The following is a 16,015-nucleotide window of genomic DNA, read 5'->3' on the forward strand; positions in this document are numbered from 1 at the left end:
TTTGATCCCCCTCTATTCATAGCAATAGTCTTCTGCTATACCAAATCAACAAATCGATTTCTAAATTTTAGATGTAGGTGACTTCCCAAAATTAGCATGAATAAAGTTATTCCCCAAAATATCAATGCATATGTTCCTTTTTCCCAGAACCAAGCTCTAGATAGCAATGAATCTCGGAAACCTTCAATTAAGTAATAAATAGGATTCAGTTTTAAAATTTTGATTAGAGCATCTGGTAAATTTCTATTATTGATATCCCAAATTGGACCAGAGACATAAAATAATAAACGTAAAATAGACTGTAGCGCAATATGATAATCTCTAATTACTGTTGTAATGGTTGCATTCAGTATTCCAAATGAAAAAAGGAAGATGATCATTGCAAAAAAATAATAGAAATATTGGATCCAAAATATAGTAGGATAAATTCCATATACAAATAATGCCAGAATTAAAAAAAACATCATTGGAAAATATGAAGATAAGTTACTAACAATGTTATTCATCGGTAAAATACTGACCGGAAATTTCATTTTCGATACAAGATTAACTTGCTTATAGATACTATTTGATGCACCTAATAAAGAAGAATTGATAAAAAACCAAGCAATGATACCAATTAACATCCAAATAATAAATGGTGTTCCTTCAACTTTTCTTCCACCATTTACTCCTAATCCAAAAATCAAATAATAAATTGCGACTTGAATTAAAGGATTTAGTATTTGCCAAACTAACCCTAAGTAATGACTCTGATAAGTCGCTTTTTCTTCATATCTTGCAAGTCTAAATATTGTTCGATAGTTTGCTATTTGCTCTTTAATAATTAACCAAGCTTCTGCCATTTTTTGTCACCTTTCATATTTCATTCAATTATTAGTTGGGATATATACCGTATCTCCTTCGTGTAACTGATATTCGGCTGTTACACTGTTTGCCTTTAAAAGCTCATCCAACTGAATACCATTATTGGCAGAAATACTGCTCCAAGAATCTCCTTGTTGAACAATATATGTTCCACTCATTGAGTAGTTAGGATTAGGCACTAATTCAGAGCCACTTGTTTCAGTAATTGTACTCGAATCAATCTTTGTTGAATTTTCAGTTGAACTCTTTGCTATACTATTTTCTTTTTTAGATTTTGCAGAATCTGATGTTTTGTCAGATTTCTTTTTGGCCTTAGCTTCATCTTTTCCAGAAACAGTTTGTTTCAGTTCTTTAAACTGCTGACCAATAAATTGAATAGGTGATTTTGCAATACTAGAAAAAGCATTATTGTTAAAACTGACTAAACTGGAAAACATTATCATTATTCCCAAGAAAACTAAAATTAACTTCGTTGGTACTGTCATTTTTTCGCCCACTACTTTTTTTGTAGTTTCTTCTTTAATTTTTTTCACAGCACTTCTAGAAACAATTTTTTTGGTCGTCTTTTCTAATTCTCTTTCCGCTAATTGATCTAAACTAAATTCCTTTTGTTCTTTTTTCTTTCTACTTTGATATTCTTTTTTTTCTTTTGCACTTAGTTTTTTAAACCAATTAATAAATTTTTTATATTCAGAAATAACTTCGTTTGTTGGTCCAAACTGTTTCATTTCCCCATAATGCATCCAAATTGTTTTATCACAAAGTTTTGATATTTGATTTAGTGAATGACTGACAAAGATAATTGTTTTTCCTTGTTTTTTGAATTCCATGATTTTATCTACACACTTTTGATAAAAAGTTTCATCACCAACAGATAACGCTTCATCAATAATCAGAATATCTGGATTTTGATGAACGGCTATTGCAAACCCCAGTCTGGATTTCATTCCACTTGAATAGCTCTTGACGGGCTGATTTGTAAAATCGCCTAGATCAGCAAAGTCAATAATATCTGCCATTTTTTCGTCGATTTCTTTATTACTCATTCCACTCATTAAACTTTTCAAACGAATATTTTCTATTCCAGTCAATTGATTTTTAAGTCCAGCCCCAATTGAAATAATTGATGTTTCGCCATTTATCCTTAATTCTCCAGAGCTCTGCGGTAAAATACCACTGATAATATTAGATAATGTAGACTTTCCAGATCCGTTCACACCGATAAGGCCAACACTTTCGCCATCATAGATTTCAAAACTCACACCTTTTAGCGCCCAAAAAGTAGCGATTTCTTCTTTGTTACCAATAAATAATCTTTTTATTTTATCTGATTTTTTCTTTAATAAATCAAATTCTTTGGTAATTAAAGTAGCTTTGACTTTCAGTTTATTACTATCTTCCACTAACTTAATTGCTCCTTTCAAAAACATTTTTAGGTACTAAGAAAGTCAACTTACTCTGTTGTGATAATATCCCATAGTTTTTGGGTTGCAGCTTTTTCATTAAAAGCACAAAATTTCCCCCTAAATAACGAATAACTTTCATCTTCCCCATTTATGTCAACAATTTGTTTTATTATTTGAACTAGTTCATTTGTATCTTTCACTATCGGTCCTGGCAAATTATCAAGCACTCCATCATAAAAACCTCTGATTTCTTGACCATAAGAATCAAAATCATACATATAAAAAATCATCGGCTTTTTCGTTAAGGCAAAGTCAAACATAACAGAAGAATAATCAGTAATTAACAAATCTGCAATCAAATATAAATGACTGATATCTTCATAACTAGAAACGTCTATTACACGGTTTCCATATTTTTTAGAATCAAATTTTTCTGCCACTAAGTAATGCAATCTAGTCAAAATAATCGTATCTTTTTCTTGCTCTAAAATTTCAGCAAACGGAAATTGGTTGTCAAATTTGTAAGCACCTTTTTTTATAAATTGGTTATCTCGCCAAGTAGGTGCATAGAGGATAACTTTTTGATTTTCAGCAATAGTTAACTTTTTTCTGATTTGTTTGATCTTTTCACTATTATCAGGTAACAGAAGAATATCATTCCTTGGATAACCGATTTCTAATATCTCTCCCTCATATGCAAACGCACTTCGAAAAATTTCCGTACTGTATGCATTAGGTGAAATCAAATAATCCCAACGGGCCGCTTCGTTTTTAAAATTTTCCCGATACTTATTTGTATCCGTTCCTGGCATCGTTACATTTTTGATATCTAAGCCTAATCTTTTTAATGGTGTTCCATGCCAAGTTTGAATGTACTTTGTTTGAGAAGATTTGAACATCCATGCAGGCATTCTTGTATTAAATATCCAATACTTTGATATCCCCATCGCTATCAACCATTTCAGTCCCATTCGTCTTACATAAGGAACTTTATTTTCAATAAAAGGAGTTTCAAAACCTTTTTTTACTGCCCAAATACAGGTGTACTCAGGATGATTTTCTCGAACATATTCATAAATAGCACGTGGATTATCACTGTATTGTTTACCATGAAAACTTTCAAAAATAATCTGTTTTTTTTTAGGTAATTTACCTAAAATTTTAAAAGATACACATACAAATTTATGATAGATATGTTCCATTTTTTGCCTAACTTCTACCACTTTTTATCATCCATCCTAAGCTAATGTTTTTTTGTTTATTTTTTTTTGTTCACTTGAAACGTATATAGTTAGCAGTTTCAGTACTTGACCTACAGTGAGATTCGTTTGTATATGACTCCTTAGTTCTTTATATTTTTTCTGAATCACAATTGGATTTTTTGAGGCAGTTAACTCATTTTTTACTAACCTAAGAACATGCTCTTGGCGAGAAAAAAAAGCATCATAATCCAATTCTTCTGGTATAAATTCTAAATATTTATATATTTCACACTTATTGAGTTCCATTTTCCCCTTTGGAAAGACTGCTTTTTTCCCACTTGATTCATCAATATGAATAAAATCTTTCTTGTTTGAAATAATTACAGTGGACTTTAATGAAAAAAGGACGTCAATTAGAACGTTTATGGATATTACAATAAAATTCTCAATCCTATAATTTATTTTTCCGTTGAGAATAGCAATAAAATCTTCCATAGAGTTCTCTTTGTATATTTGACTGATCGTTTTATCATTCATCGTATACATTGGAAGAATCCTTTCTACTTCAAAACTTTTTTTATCTAAACAAGCGACAAAAAAAGTGCTTTTCTCATCATTATCTATTACTGCTAATATTTGCAAGTTTATACTTCACCTTTTTCATATAAAATGTTAAATCAATGTCTCCACTCTTTTATCTCTTTTTTGATTTCTACATCTAGTTGTTGCACCTTGTTTTCCATTTTGGCGTCCCTATGTCGCACAATCGAATACAAATACTTCGGAATCTGCACCAAACGATCATAACGCTTCATCGAAAGCGAACGATAGAGCCATTCAAGATTGTTGTCTAAATAAAATTTTGGTGCCCGCTTGACTGCTCCTGCAAGGACATCAAAAGTACCACCAACATCTAGAAAAACTTTGGCATTCAATTGATCTACGTTTCTTTCCAAAAAGATTTCTTGCTTAGGTGAACCCAAAGCGACAAAGAGAAAGGTACAGTTTGCTTGATTGATTTTTTTAATCACTTCTTCTGTATTTCTACTTGTGTAGCCATGAAGTGTACCTGCTACTTCAATATTCGGATATTTTTCTTGAATATTTCGTGCAGCTTGATTCACAACATCCTTTTTCGCTCCATATAAGAAAATCCGGTAGCCAAATTGATTCGCAAACTGCAAACTTCTTTCCATCACTTCAATACCAGTTATCCGTTCACGAATATTTCCTCGTAACATTTTAGAAGCCTTAACCACGCCAATTCCGTCAGCAATTCGATGTGTTGCCCGTTCTAAATAAGCCTTTACCTCTGGATACTGATAAGCTTGCAATGTAATTTGAGGATTAACACTTGTGATTAACATTTTTTTGTTTGCAGCTAGATATTTGGGGATGTCCTCCACAATTGTTTGATAGGTCAAATTATCAACAGGGACTCCACTTATGTATTCTGTCCTACTCTTCTTTTCCACCAATCTCACCCAGTTCCTTTTTCACTAACGTCATTATCTTTCCAACAGTTTTGCCATTTTCATATTGATTCCATAACAGTTTTGCTTGTTTTACCCCTTGTTCATTTGCTTCATATGAATAGGTCTGAATTGTTTGCCCCAACAATTCCTGATTCTTCACGACTGGTCCAGGTGCCCACTCAAGAAAATCATTTTGAATTCCTGGATTTTTTTTATATTTATCAAAATCAGGACAGAAAAAAATAATTTTTGACTGTTCCTGTATAGTAAGATACTCAAAAGTACTTGCCGAGTAGTCCGTAATCAATAGTTTGACATTTGGATAACTTTTCATAATGTTTTGGTTCCACCAATGTACATTTTTAGGTAATACCCAATTTTCTTGCTGGATTGTCGGATGCAGATGTACATAAAATTGTTCCTCAGGTAGTTTAGAAAATGTAGCTAATACTTGACTAAGAATTTGCTCCATATCTTTTTTTTCTGGACGATACGTTGGTGCATATAAAATAAATTTTTTTGTTTGTTCAACTGATCCTGCTACTTTTTGAGCTGTTTCTAATCTCAAAGAACCGAACTTTTGAATCACTTTTTGATTTAAACTGTAGCTTTTTTGAAAAACCTCTGCCATCTTATCCGAATTGACTACTACATAATTGAAGGAGTCATAAACTTTTTGAAATCTTTTTTTGTCTTGCCGACTACGTTGTTTCGTCTGTGGATCATCCCAGCCAAATTTTTTGATTGCACCATCAGCATGCCAGACTTGAATGACTACTTGATTTGGCGTCATCACGGCTAACTCAGGAAAGTAGTTATCAACAATAATTACTTTTGCTTGTTTTAATAACGTGAGATTTCTTCCTAAAAAAAGACTTTTGGGCGTAAATGGGCGAACATCGATTCCTTCACTCTTTAACTTTTCCGCATACTCGCGGCACTTGTCTACAAAAAAAACAGTCACCTTTCCTGGATAGTTCAAGTGAAGCTGCTTAATCAAGTCGCCTTCATTAAACGAAAAACTCATAATGTACACAATCGTCGAGGTCAATTTTCTCTTAGGCCAAAGCATTGCAGCGGTCATATATCCATTTTTCAATATATTCATCACTGAACTACTCCTTCCCAACCTAACAATTTTGTCACCTAATCAACATTTTCTATCCTAGTTTATACACAAAATGCACACAAACTAATCGACAAAAAATCAATTTTCGGTCTATAAAAAGGCAATATTTGATCTAATTATACAGAATAATATAAAGAATTTAAAGGTGATTCGTTATGTGTAATACTCGAGAAATACTTACGTAATAATAATTTAATATTATAGTCTTATTTGTAAAGTACTGCTTTTTAATTACTGTTATTTATTAGTTGATAAAACCATAAATCTACAGCTATATTGTATTTTTAATGACTAAATCAAAAACAATATCTTTAAACCTCGTAAAATGCAGCTTAATTGATGTTATTTAAAAAAACAAACATCTAACCACGAATCAAAAGACCTCACGCCTTTTTTCTCAGTAGTTAGATGTTTGCTCAATTGACTGATTCAAATTTATTTATTTAACTTTTCCCATAAAGCTGGTGCTTGGTCTGGGCTCCAAACGGAAATCGAAGTATGTTCTTGTAAACATTTATATTGATGTCCTTGATGAGTCACAATATCCCCAATATGATAAGTCACGCCAACTTTCCATTCACCTACTTGACCACTGTCAGATGTTGTCGTTCCTGTCACTTGCTGACTAAAATCAGATAGACCAACTCGATTTACCGCTTTGATCTGATACATGTACGTTGTTTCTGGTGTTAGATTTTGATCCGTGAATTGATTATCAGTTGTCGTTGCCACTTTTTTATTTTCACGATAAATCTCATAGGTGGTTACTTCTTCTTCTGGTGCATTGTTGTCCCATGCTAAAGTTAAACTATTTGCTGTAGCTTTGCTAATTTCTACATTTGTTGGTGCAGATGGCTTGTTTAACTCGGATGCCTCTTTTGTAATCACATCTAGCTTAGTTGAGTGCGCAGATTGGTTATTTGACGTATCTACTGCTACGACTGTATAGCTATAGTTTGTTGCTGCTGATAAACCAGTGTGCACAAAATTTGTTGTTTTACTTGTGCCAACTAACTGATTGTTTTCATAAATAGTGTAATGATCTACTTTGACATTATCAGTAGACGCTTTCCAAGACAATGAAACACTGTTTGAGGTCGCAGATGCTGTTAAATTGGTTGGAACAGATGGTTTCTCTGTATCAGGTACCTGTTCTTCAAATAATCCTTGATACGCATGTGCAAATGATTCATTGTAACCAATTCCTGCTGAATTTTTTCCTTCGTCCCAGTTAACACTCCAAGTCATGATTCCTTTTAAAGGCGTCCCTTTTGCCGCTAGTTTTTCAAATACTTGATAGACAACATTCGGATCTTTGACATAACCATTTGCTGCTGCATCTTGGTTTGCTGGAAGTCCTAAAGCTAATTTATTGGCTGGGATATGAATGAAGCCATTATTTCCTTTATCAAATGCATCTGAGATTCCATATAAAAATTCAAACTTTTTGCTATCATTGTTTTGAGCAATCCACTCTGAGCCAACGCTAATACCATCTCCTGCTTGATTATAAAGCTGTGGAGCAATAAAGTCATAATCGTTTTCCAAGGCAGTAATGTAAGGGACATATTTCCCTGCTGTTCTTAAGTACGGGAATTCTGGAGCCATTGAAATAATAAAGTGTTTATTTTGTTGTTCATAATGGTTGCGCACAATTTTTAACGCTGCTGGGATTACTTTCGCATTATCACCTGCCGCTACAGCCGTTTGTTCCAAATCAATATCTAATCCATCAAAGCCATAAGTATCGACCAAGCGAATAATTTCATTTGCAAAAGCTTGTTCTTGTCCAGTTGAAAGTTCAATATGTGAATCTGCGCCACCTAATGATAAAAGAACCGCACGATCTTGTGCATTTAAGGTTGCCACTTGGTTTCGGAATGCTTGATCACTCATATTATACGGTTTGAAAGTTGGAATTCCCTCACCCTTCATAAACGCAACCGAAATGACATTGTAAAAAGGATTGATTTGTTCTAATTGGATATCAGCGGGGGCTCCGCCCACATAACCTGCCCCCATTTCTCCAGGCCAGTTATGATAATAACCAACTGAAATTTGCTTGTTCGCAATACTTGGCATTTCATCTGCGGTATCCGCAGCAACACCATTAGCACAGCCAAGTAATCCTCCCATGACACTAATTGAAAATAACAATAATTTTTTTTGCATTCTTTACCCTCCAACACTTATTTTATTTTAAAAGCCTTCTCAATTATAAACAGCCTCCTGTAAAAAAGATTTTTTTGTACGCTATTGCAACAAAATATCCTTAAAACAAAAGGGTGTTCACACTTTTTAATAAAAAGGCAGCACAAAAGAAGACTTTCTTCATTCGAATTGGAGTGTGTTATCTTAAACTAGAAATAAAATAACAAAAGGAGTGTTAAAGATGCCAGAACATGCTTTTTTGATCCGGAAGTTAAGAAAAGAACGTGGCTTTACTCAGGAGCAGTTGACCATGGGAATTTCCCAACGAGGAACACTCGCTGCTTTCGAATCTCGTGGAACAAAAATCAGTTTTGAGCTTTTGATTAATTATTTAGAAAAAATGAATGTGACCTTAGAGGAATACGAATTTTTACTAAACGAGGGTTCGCTGTCGCCAAAGCAAAAATTAACCAATTATTTTCTTATGACTCCTGGACTCACTTCTGCACAAGAAGACGAATTACTAAAAGAATATGAAAAAACCGGAAATATTTTTTACCGTTTACTTTACGCCCAACGAAAAATCATCCTTAATCATTTGGAAAACAAAGCAACCACTCCTGAGGTGAAAAAAGAAATACAACTGATTATGAACTATTTAGAACATATTGATACCTGGGGGCGTTTTGAGCTTTCAATCTTTTCAAGATGTCTTTTTATTTTTAAAACAGATTATATCGTACGTTCCTTCTATCATAGCGTCACTAAAATGGGGATTTATCAAGATACAACTGTCCAGCAAAACTTATTAGCCAATTTTATTTTAAATGGCGTCAGACTGTCTTTTACTCGTTCATCAGCTACTTTAAGAACTCTTTTTCTTACTGAACTAAAAAAACTAGCAGAATTACATACAAATAGCTTAAATATAGCTTATTATAAAATTTTTTCTGCCTTGGATCGTTTAGCTCAAGGCGATCAAAGCGCAATTGCCGAAATCGATCAAGGAATTCATTTTTTTGATTGGTTAGGTCTAACAGCAATGACGGACTTCATCATTCGATTGAAGACAACTTATAGTTGATTAAATAATTTTTGTTGCAATAACATACAAAATAATTTTTCAAAACTGTTCCATTTTATACTACTTGTTGTTGAAATAACTGAGTTTTATTTCAAACAGATTATTTATTTTGGAGGGTTTCAAGATGAAAAAGAGTACACTGCTAGGGTTAAGTTTCGTTTTAGTTGCAACTGGGTTGACTGCATTAACAACTGTTTCTGTTGATGCACATGGGTATGTCAAAGAACCAGCCAGTCGTGGTTATCAAGGCTTTTTAGACAAAAATCAGCTAGGTTGGAGTGCCGCGCATGATAAATATGGTGCTGTAATTGATGACCCACAATCACTGGAAGGAAAAAAAGGGTTCCCACAAGCTGGACCTGCTGATGGGCACATTGCTTCAGCTGATGGTGTATTGGGTGATTATACTTTAGACAAACAAACAGCTGATCGTTGGACCAAACATACAGTATTCACCGGTAAAAATAATTTTTCTTGGACATTTACTGCCGACCATGCAACAACAAAATGGCATTACTATATTACGAAAAATGGTTGGGATCAAAACAAACCATTAACTCGCGATGAATTACAATTAATTGATACAATCGATCACGATGGTGATGTTGCTTCAACAGATAAAACTCATGAGGTAACAATTCCTACAGATCATCTAGGCTACCACGTGGTTTTAGCCGTTTGGGATATTGATGACACACCAAATGCGTTTTACAATGTAATTGATGTAAACGTCAAACAAGGAAATCGCTTGACTAATTTAGCACAATAAAAAGAAAGGCTGAGGCAAAACGCGCATGCGCTTTGTCTCAGCCTCTTTTTTATTTATGAAAAGTTTTAACTCATGACGGTTACTTTTACTTGACGACGTCCCCAAGCAACGCATTTCTCAACCGTTGTAAAGTGAACATCAATAATATTTCCTTTGATTGCTCCACCTGTATCAGCGGCAATTGCTACACCATAGCCTTCAACATTTACGATTGAATTCAGTGGAATCACGCTTGGATCAACGGCAATTGCTTGTGGATTGTCATACAAATCTAACCCACTTGCAGTGATATGTCCTGAACCGGGTTCTGAAAAAGAATATGCCGTAGATTCCATCATGCGAGTAGCACCTGACGTTGGTACTTCCTCTTTTGATGTGTCTTCTTTTGGCTTTTCGTTTGACTCTTCTTTGGCTGGCTCAGTTTCCTTCTCTGCGTTTTCTGCTGCCAATTTTTGTGCTTCTTCTTTTGCTTGTTGTGCTTCTTCTTTTGCTTCTTCTTTTGCTTTTTCAGCCTGTTTTTGTGCTTCTTCTTTTGCTTGTTTTTCAGCAGCCTCTTTTTTCGCGTTTTCTGTAGCAATTCGCGTTTTTTCAGCTTCTTTATTCTTAGCAATTTCGCTAAGCGTCACTTGATTATCTGTTAGTTTTTGTTTTAAAGAATCAACTTTTTCATTCAAAGAGTCCGCTTCGACTTCTAGGGAAACTTGATTATCCTTTAATGAAGTTTGTGTATCCTCTAATTTTTGATTGAGATCAACTAACTTTTGTCTTTGATTATCTAAGCTAGCAATTTTATCTTTTTCTGCTTGATGAAGAACACGAACAGCGTATGCACGATTGATAAATTCGGCCACAGTTTCAGCGTCTAAAAGTGCTTGTAAATTTCGCTCGTTTGAACCATTGATTTGAACATCTTTTAGTCGTTGTGCAACGGCTTCTTTGCGTTTCTCAATCGTTGCTTCGGTCTCCTTGATTTCTTGTTTTGATTGATCAATCGTTTTTTTGTTTTGAACAATCTCTTGTTTTATTTTTTCAACTTCTTGATACTTTTCATTAACATCATTCAATGCCACTTGTACTTCGACACTGATTTCTTCACCCTGACGTTTTGCAACTTGTTCTTTTTCATTTAAAGAATCAAGAGATTCTGCTTGAGTCACTAAGGGTAGTGCTAAATTTGCTGACAATAAGACAGCAAGCATAACTAAGGCTTTTTTTGCCTTCACGAACTCCAACACCTTTCTCCTAAAATACCAACTCTTACATTATACAAATGATTATTACAATTCATATGTCAGAAATATTACAATTTATTACAAATATAATTCGTTCACATCCATTTTCGATTAACTGTTAGCTAAAATAAAAAAGCAATTGAACTTTTTTTCGTTCAATTGCTTTATTTTTGAGCAAATTTGCTAGTTATTTTTTTTTGCGCAATTCTTTTACTAATTGGCGAATTTCATTGACATCTTTTCCTTCTTTCAATGACAATTGTGGGAAATTCTTTAAGAAGCGTCGTTGCGTATAATTCAAACGTGGCAAATAATCATTGGTTTTCGTCGATTCTTTAAATGCTTGTAACCAATCACCAGCAGATTTTTTCTCTGGTTTTGAGACAATTCCCTTGCCAAAAACTGTGCCAGAAGTTTTTTGTCGTTCTTCCCATTCGTCTTTGGTTTTTTCAAAGACTTCTTGCAAGTTTGCTTTTTGTTCATTAATTGCTTTCTGTAAATCTGTGACTGCTTTTTGGAAACTTTGTAAATTCGCTAATGTGTAACCAAGATCCATCATAATTAGCCCAATCAAAAGAACTGGCAAGTAAAAACTAAAGTGTTCCGCCAAAAATCGTTCCAAAATCAAAATATGCGGATGGATTACTTTCACGATCAAGACACAGCCCACACCCCAGAAAAGTGAAACTGGTAAAGCAACTCTTCCATTGATATTCAATGGAACATCATGGTAATCCCACCAAGTGGCATGAAATAATTTTTCTAAGCCAAAGCTAGTCAGGTACTCCAAAATCGTGACCAGAGCAGTTGATAAAACATACAGTAAAACAAGGTTCGATTGGAATGGTTCAATAAAATACAATACCCCTAAAATCCCAAAACCATAGATTGGCGTAATTGGACCAACTAAGAATCCTCGATACACGAAATGTTTGGCTTTAATGGAACAGTAAACTGTTTCCCATAACCAACCGACAAATGAATAAATAAAAAATAGCAATACTACACGGATAAATTCGGTCATAAGTGCCTCCTTTTTCTTTTTATTGTATCAATAAGCTGGAAAAATGAAAAGAAACTCTAATGAAAGAGCTTGCTGGCTTTTCATTCCAAATTTCATAAGCTACAATGTGTAATGTACTTATCGTTTTTCTTTCTACTATAAATATAGAAAATTTTACTACTTAGGAGGAATCATATGATTCAATTATTGCGTTATGCAAAAGACTATCGTAAGCAAATCATTTTGGGACCCTTTTTCAAATTTCTTGAAGCAGTTTTTGAATTAATTCTCCCTTTATTGATGGCTTCGTTGATTGATAACGGACTTAGAAAAAATGATACAGGTGTAGTCATTCAAATGGGTATTTGGATGGTTGTCATGTCAATTATCGGACTGATTTGTGCTATTATTTGTCAATACTATTCCTCAGTTGCTTCGCAAGGTTTCGGTACGGAGTTACGTAACCAACTCATGAAAAAAATCAATACACTTTCCCACAGCGAGCTAAATCATTTTGGAACAGATACCTTGATTACCCGAATGACCAATGATATCAATCAATTGCAACTAGCTTTAGCGATGGTTATCCGGCTATTGATCCGCGCGCCATTTTTAAGCATTGGTTCTGTCGTGATGGCCTTTATCATTGATTGGCAAATTGGCTTGTTCTTTTTACTCTTTTTACCCATTTTTGCGGTAATCTTGTATTTCATTATTAAAAAAACAATTCCTCTTTACCAAAAAGTACAAGAAAAATTAGATCACTTAAACGAAATCGTTAGTCAGAATCTTAGTGGCGTTCGTGTCATTCGCGCCTTTGGTCGAACAAAGACAGAGGTTAAAACCTTTGACGAAAGTACCGATGATCTGGCAAAAAATTATTTGCTCGTTTCAAATATTTCTGCACTTTTGACCCCTGCCACAACATTAATCATGAATGTAGGCATTATTTGCCTGTTGACAGTTGGTGGAATCAAAGTCAATATTGGCGGACTACAGCAAGGACAAGTGTTAGCGTTAATCAATTATATGAACCAAATGTTGTTAGCTTTGATTGTTGTTTCTAATTTAGTCGTGATTTTTACCCGTGCTGAAGCTTCAGGAAAACGTGTCAAAGAAGTCTTGACCATGGAAAATTCAATCCAAGAAATGCCAGACGCAAGCACACCTGCGCTTGACAGTCAGATAATCCTTGAATTTAAGCACGTTGATTTCCGCTATACACCAGCTTCTGGTTTGTCTTTGGAAAACATCAATTTTCAAGTGAGAAAAAATGCGATTGTCGGCATCATTGGACCCACTGGTAGTGGTAAAACAACTCTGACTCAGCTCATTCCTCGTTTCTACGATGTAAGTAATGGTGAGGTTCTCGTTGACGAGCTAGATGTCCGACAATGGGAAATGGAAAAATTGCGAGCGCAAATTGCCATGGTTCCTCAAACAGCTGTGCTTTTCACTGGCTCCATCCGAGACAACTTGCATTGGGGCAAAACGAATGCCACAGATGAAGAATGTTGGGAAGCTTTAACAATTGCACAAGCTGACGATTTTGTTCGTCAACTTCCTGATGGTTTGGACACCAAAGTTATGGAAAACGGGAAAAACTTTTCTGGTGGTCAAAAACAACGTTTGACCATCGCACGTGCTTTGATTGCAAAACCAGCGTTACTAATTCTTGACGATTCATTAAGTGCACTTGACTATCAAACAGATTTGAATTTACGCAAAGCTTTGAAAACTTCCCTTGATTGTACCGTACTGATTATTTCTCAACGAGTTCGTTCAATCCAAGAAGCAGAAACTATTTTAGTCATGGATCAAGGACGGATTGTCGCTCAAGGAACAAATGCTGAACTGTTGCGTACATCAAAAGAATACCAAGAAATCGTGGCATCGCAGGAGGAGGAATAAAATGAAACAAAAAAAATTCTCAATGCAGTTATTCAAACGATTTATCCCCTACCTGATGGCTTATCCTAAAGAAATTACTTTAGCGATTTTCTTTGGTTTGCTGAACGGTATCGCGACCGTCGTCATGACGTTACAAATTGGCCAAAGTATTGATCTGATGATTGGTATCGGACGGGTTCAATTTCAAGAACTCTTTCATTTATTGTTACTCTTTGGTGGTGTAGTACTCGTCAATGTTCTTAGTCAGTGGTTGATTCAAGTCTTAAGTAACCGGCTTGCTTATCTCTCGGTAGCGGCGCTGAGAAAAGATGCTTTTGAACGATTGAACCGTTTGCCTCTTCGCTATTATGACCAAACAGCACACGGAAATATCGTCAGTCGTTTTACCAATGATATGGATAACATTTCTATCGCCATTGCAGCAGCCTTCAATCAATTATTTTCTGGCGTTGCGATCATCATTTTATCTTTTATCTTTATGATTCATTTGAGTCCGTTGCTAACAGTTGTCGTTTTATGTGCCACCCCGATTATCTTTTTAGTCAGTTTTCTGGTCGCACGTTCTTCCCAAAACGACTTTAATCAACAGCAAAAAATTATTGGTGACATTTCCGGATTTGTGACTGAACGTATTGGAAATCAAAAAATCGTAAAAGCTTTTCAACAAGAAACAGCTAGTCAACAGGCATTTGAAACATTGAATCAAGAACTTTACGTCAAGGGACAGCGTGCTCAATTTTCTTCTTCTTTGACAAATCCTTCTTCCCGTTTTGTCGATCATTTAGCTTATCTGTCAATTGGTTTAGTTGGCGGCTTGCTTGCTTTACGAAGCGGGTCAGCAATTACCGTTGGTGTTATTTCCAGTTTTACCATCTATTCGAGTCAATTTTCTAAGCCTTTTATCGAATTATCTGGAATCACTACGCAAATTCAAACGGCCTTTGCTGGATTGGATCGAGCGTTCGAGTTGATTGATCAGCCCGAAGAGACACCTGACGCCCCTAATGCGTTTGCTTTGGATCCCAACACAATCAAAGGAGAAGTCGTTTTTGAACACGTTTCGTTTTCATATGATCCAAATCAGCGTTTGATTGAAGACTTTAATTTCAAAGCAAAACCTGGGCAAACAATTGCAATCGTCGGAAAAACAGGTGCCGGGAAATCAACGCTGGTCAATCTTTTAATGCGATTTTATGATACCACTAGCGGAAGGATTCTGATTGATGGTCACAATCTCCGTGACATCAAACGAACGACTTTGCGCAAAAGCTTTGGTATGGTTTTACAAGACACTTGGCTATTTGACAGTTCCTTACGTGCGAACCTTCGCTATGGCAATCCAAGTGCTAGTGATGAGGAAATCAATGAAGCATTAAAAGCTGCCTATATGTATGAATTTGTCGAGCGACTACCAGAAAAACTTTCAACCAAAATCGGTGGTCAAGGACTAAAAATTTCCGATGGTCAGCGACAACTATTAACGATTGCACGAACGATGATTAGTAACCCGCCCATGCTGATTTTAGATGAAGCAACTAGTTCTGTTGATACGCTAACCGAAAAGAAAATCCAACAAGCCTTCTTGACAATGATGGAAGGGAAAACCAGCTTTGTAATTGCGCACCGACTTTCCACTATTAAAAATGCGGACCAAATTCTGGTCATGGATCATGGTGAAATCGTTGAAATGGGTACACATGATGAATTATTAAAAAAAGCTGGTTACTACAATCAACTTTATCAAGCACAATTTACACATCAATAAAAAAACAGGCAATCTTCTGGG

General features: G+C 35.1%; 13 protein-coding genes. 4 read left to right on the forward strand and 9 right to left on the reverse strand.

Translation table 11 applies throughout. The features are described from left to right. Positions 1–35: 35 nt before the first annotated feature. From IGJ93_RS10105 to IGJ93_RS10135, 7 genes are all read right to left on the reverse strand, one after another. On the reverse strand, positions 36–845 hold the full coding sequence (locus IGJ93_RS10105) for an ABC transporter permease (RefSeq protein ID WP_095803776.1): 810 nt from the start codon (positions 843–845) through the stop codon (positions 36–38). 24 nt (positions 846–869) lie between these two features. Then, positions 870–2,270, reverse strand: a complete 1,401-nt coding sequence (locus tag IGJ93_RS10110; RefSeq protein WP_244897441.1) for an ATP-binding cassette domain-containing protein — start codon at positions 2,268–2,270, stop codon at positions 870–872. A gap of 50 nt (positions 2,271–2,320) precedes the next feature. Continuing rightward, positions 2,321–3,475, reverse strand: coding sequence for a CDP-glycerol glycerophosphotransferase family protein (locus IGJ93_RS10115; RefSeq protein WP_095803778.1), 1,155 nt, complete (start codon positions 3,473–3,475; stop codon positions 2,321–2,323). A gap of 36 nt (positions 3,476–3,511) precedes the next feature. After that, entirely contained in the window at positions 3,512–4,117 is a 606-nt protein-coding gene (locus tag IGJ93_RS10120) for a hypothetical protein (protein WP_086270743.1), read from the reverse strand. A 35-nt stretch (positions 4,118–4,152) separates the two neighbouring features. Further along, positions 4,153–4,950: a WecB/TagA/CpsF family glycosyltransferase gene (locus IGJ93_RS10125; protein ID WP_086271088.1), complete on the reverse strand. Its 798-nt coding sequence runs from the start codon at positions 4,948–4,950 to the stop codon at positions 4,153–4,155. Next, entirely contained in the window at positions 4,934–6,058 is a 1,125-nt protein-coding gene (locus IGJ93_RS10130) for a CDP-glycerol glycerophosphotransferase family protein (protein WP_311801899.1), read from the reverse strand. The genes IGJ93_RS10125 and IGJ93_RS10130 overlap by 17 nt, the downstream gene beginning before the upstream one ends. Positions 6,059–6,514: 456 nt before the next feature. Beyond that, positions 6,515–8,251, reverse strand: a complete 1,737-nt coding sequence (locus IGJ93_RS10135; RefSeq protein ID WP_086270741.1) for a fibronectin type III domain-containing protein — start codon at positions 8,249–8,251, stop codon at positions 6,515–6,517. Between the two features lie 220 nt (positions 8,252–8,471). Between IGJ93_RS10135 and IGJ93_RS10140 the strand changes: the two genes are divergently transcribed. Together IGJ93_RS10140 and IGJ93_RS10145 are read left to right on the forward strand one after the other, a co-directional pair. Further along, the gene (locus IGJ93_RS10140) at positions 8,472–9,314 is read left to right on the forward strand and encodes a helix-turn-helix domain-containing protein (protein ID WP_086270740.1); all 843 of its coding nucleotides are present in this window, start codon (positions 8,472–8,474) and stop codon (positions 9,312–9,314) included. Positions 9,315–9,438: 124 nt separating this feature from the next. After that, a complete protein-coding gene (locus IGJ93_RS10145; RefSeq protein ID WP_067482545.1) occupies positions 9,439–10,083 on the forward strand; it encodes a lytic polysaccharide monooxygenase in 645 nt (214 codons plus the stop codon). A gap of 65 nt (positions 10,084–10,148) precedes the next feature. Here the strand turns inward: IGJ93_RS10145 and IGJ93_RS10150 are convergent, their stop codons facing one another. Together IGJ93_RS10150 and IGJ93_RS10155 are read right to left on the reverse strand one after the other, a co-directional pair. After that, positions 10,149–11,306 (reverse strand): 3D domain-containing protein, encoded by a 1,158-nt coding sequence (locus IGJ93_RS10150; RefSeq protein ID WP_430596936.1) that lies wholly within the window; start codon positions 11,304–11,306, stop codon positions 10,149–10,151. A 196-nt stretch (positions 11,307–11,502) separates the two neighbouring features. Continuing rightward, complete coding sequence (locus IGJ93_RS10155; protein ID WP_270344617.1) at positions 11,503–12,339, reverse strand: putative ABC transporter permease; 837 nt, start codon at positions 12,337–12,339, stop codon at positions 11,503–11,505. A gap of 174 nt (positions 12,340–12,513) precedes the next feature. Here IGJ93_RS10155 and IGJ93_RS10160 point away from each other — a divergent pair, with 174 nt between their 5' ends. Both IGJ93_RS10160 and IGJ93_RS10165 read left to right on the forward strand, forming a co-directional pair. Next, positions 12,514–14,229, forward strand: coding sequence for an ABC transporter ATP-binding protein (locus tag IGJ93_RS10160; protein WP_067482549.1), 1,716 nt, complete (start codon positions 12,514–12,516; stop codon positions 14,227–14,229). 1 nt (position 14,230) lies between these two features. Then, positions 14,231–15,994 (forward strand): ABC transporter ATP-binding protein, encoded by a 1,764-nt coding sequence (locus tag IGJ93_RS10165; RefSeq protein ID WP_071868872.1) that lies wholly within the window; start codon positions 14,231–14,233, stop codon positions 15,992–15,994. Positions 15,995–16,015: the final 21 nt, after the last annotated feature.

Source organism: Enterococcus sp. DIV0174, from assembly GCF_050529065.1.
GTDB lineage: Bacteria > Bacillota > Bacilli > Lactobacillales > Enterococcaceae > Enterococcus_B > Enterococcus_B thailandicus.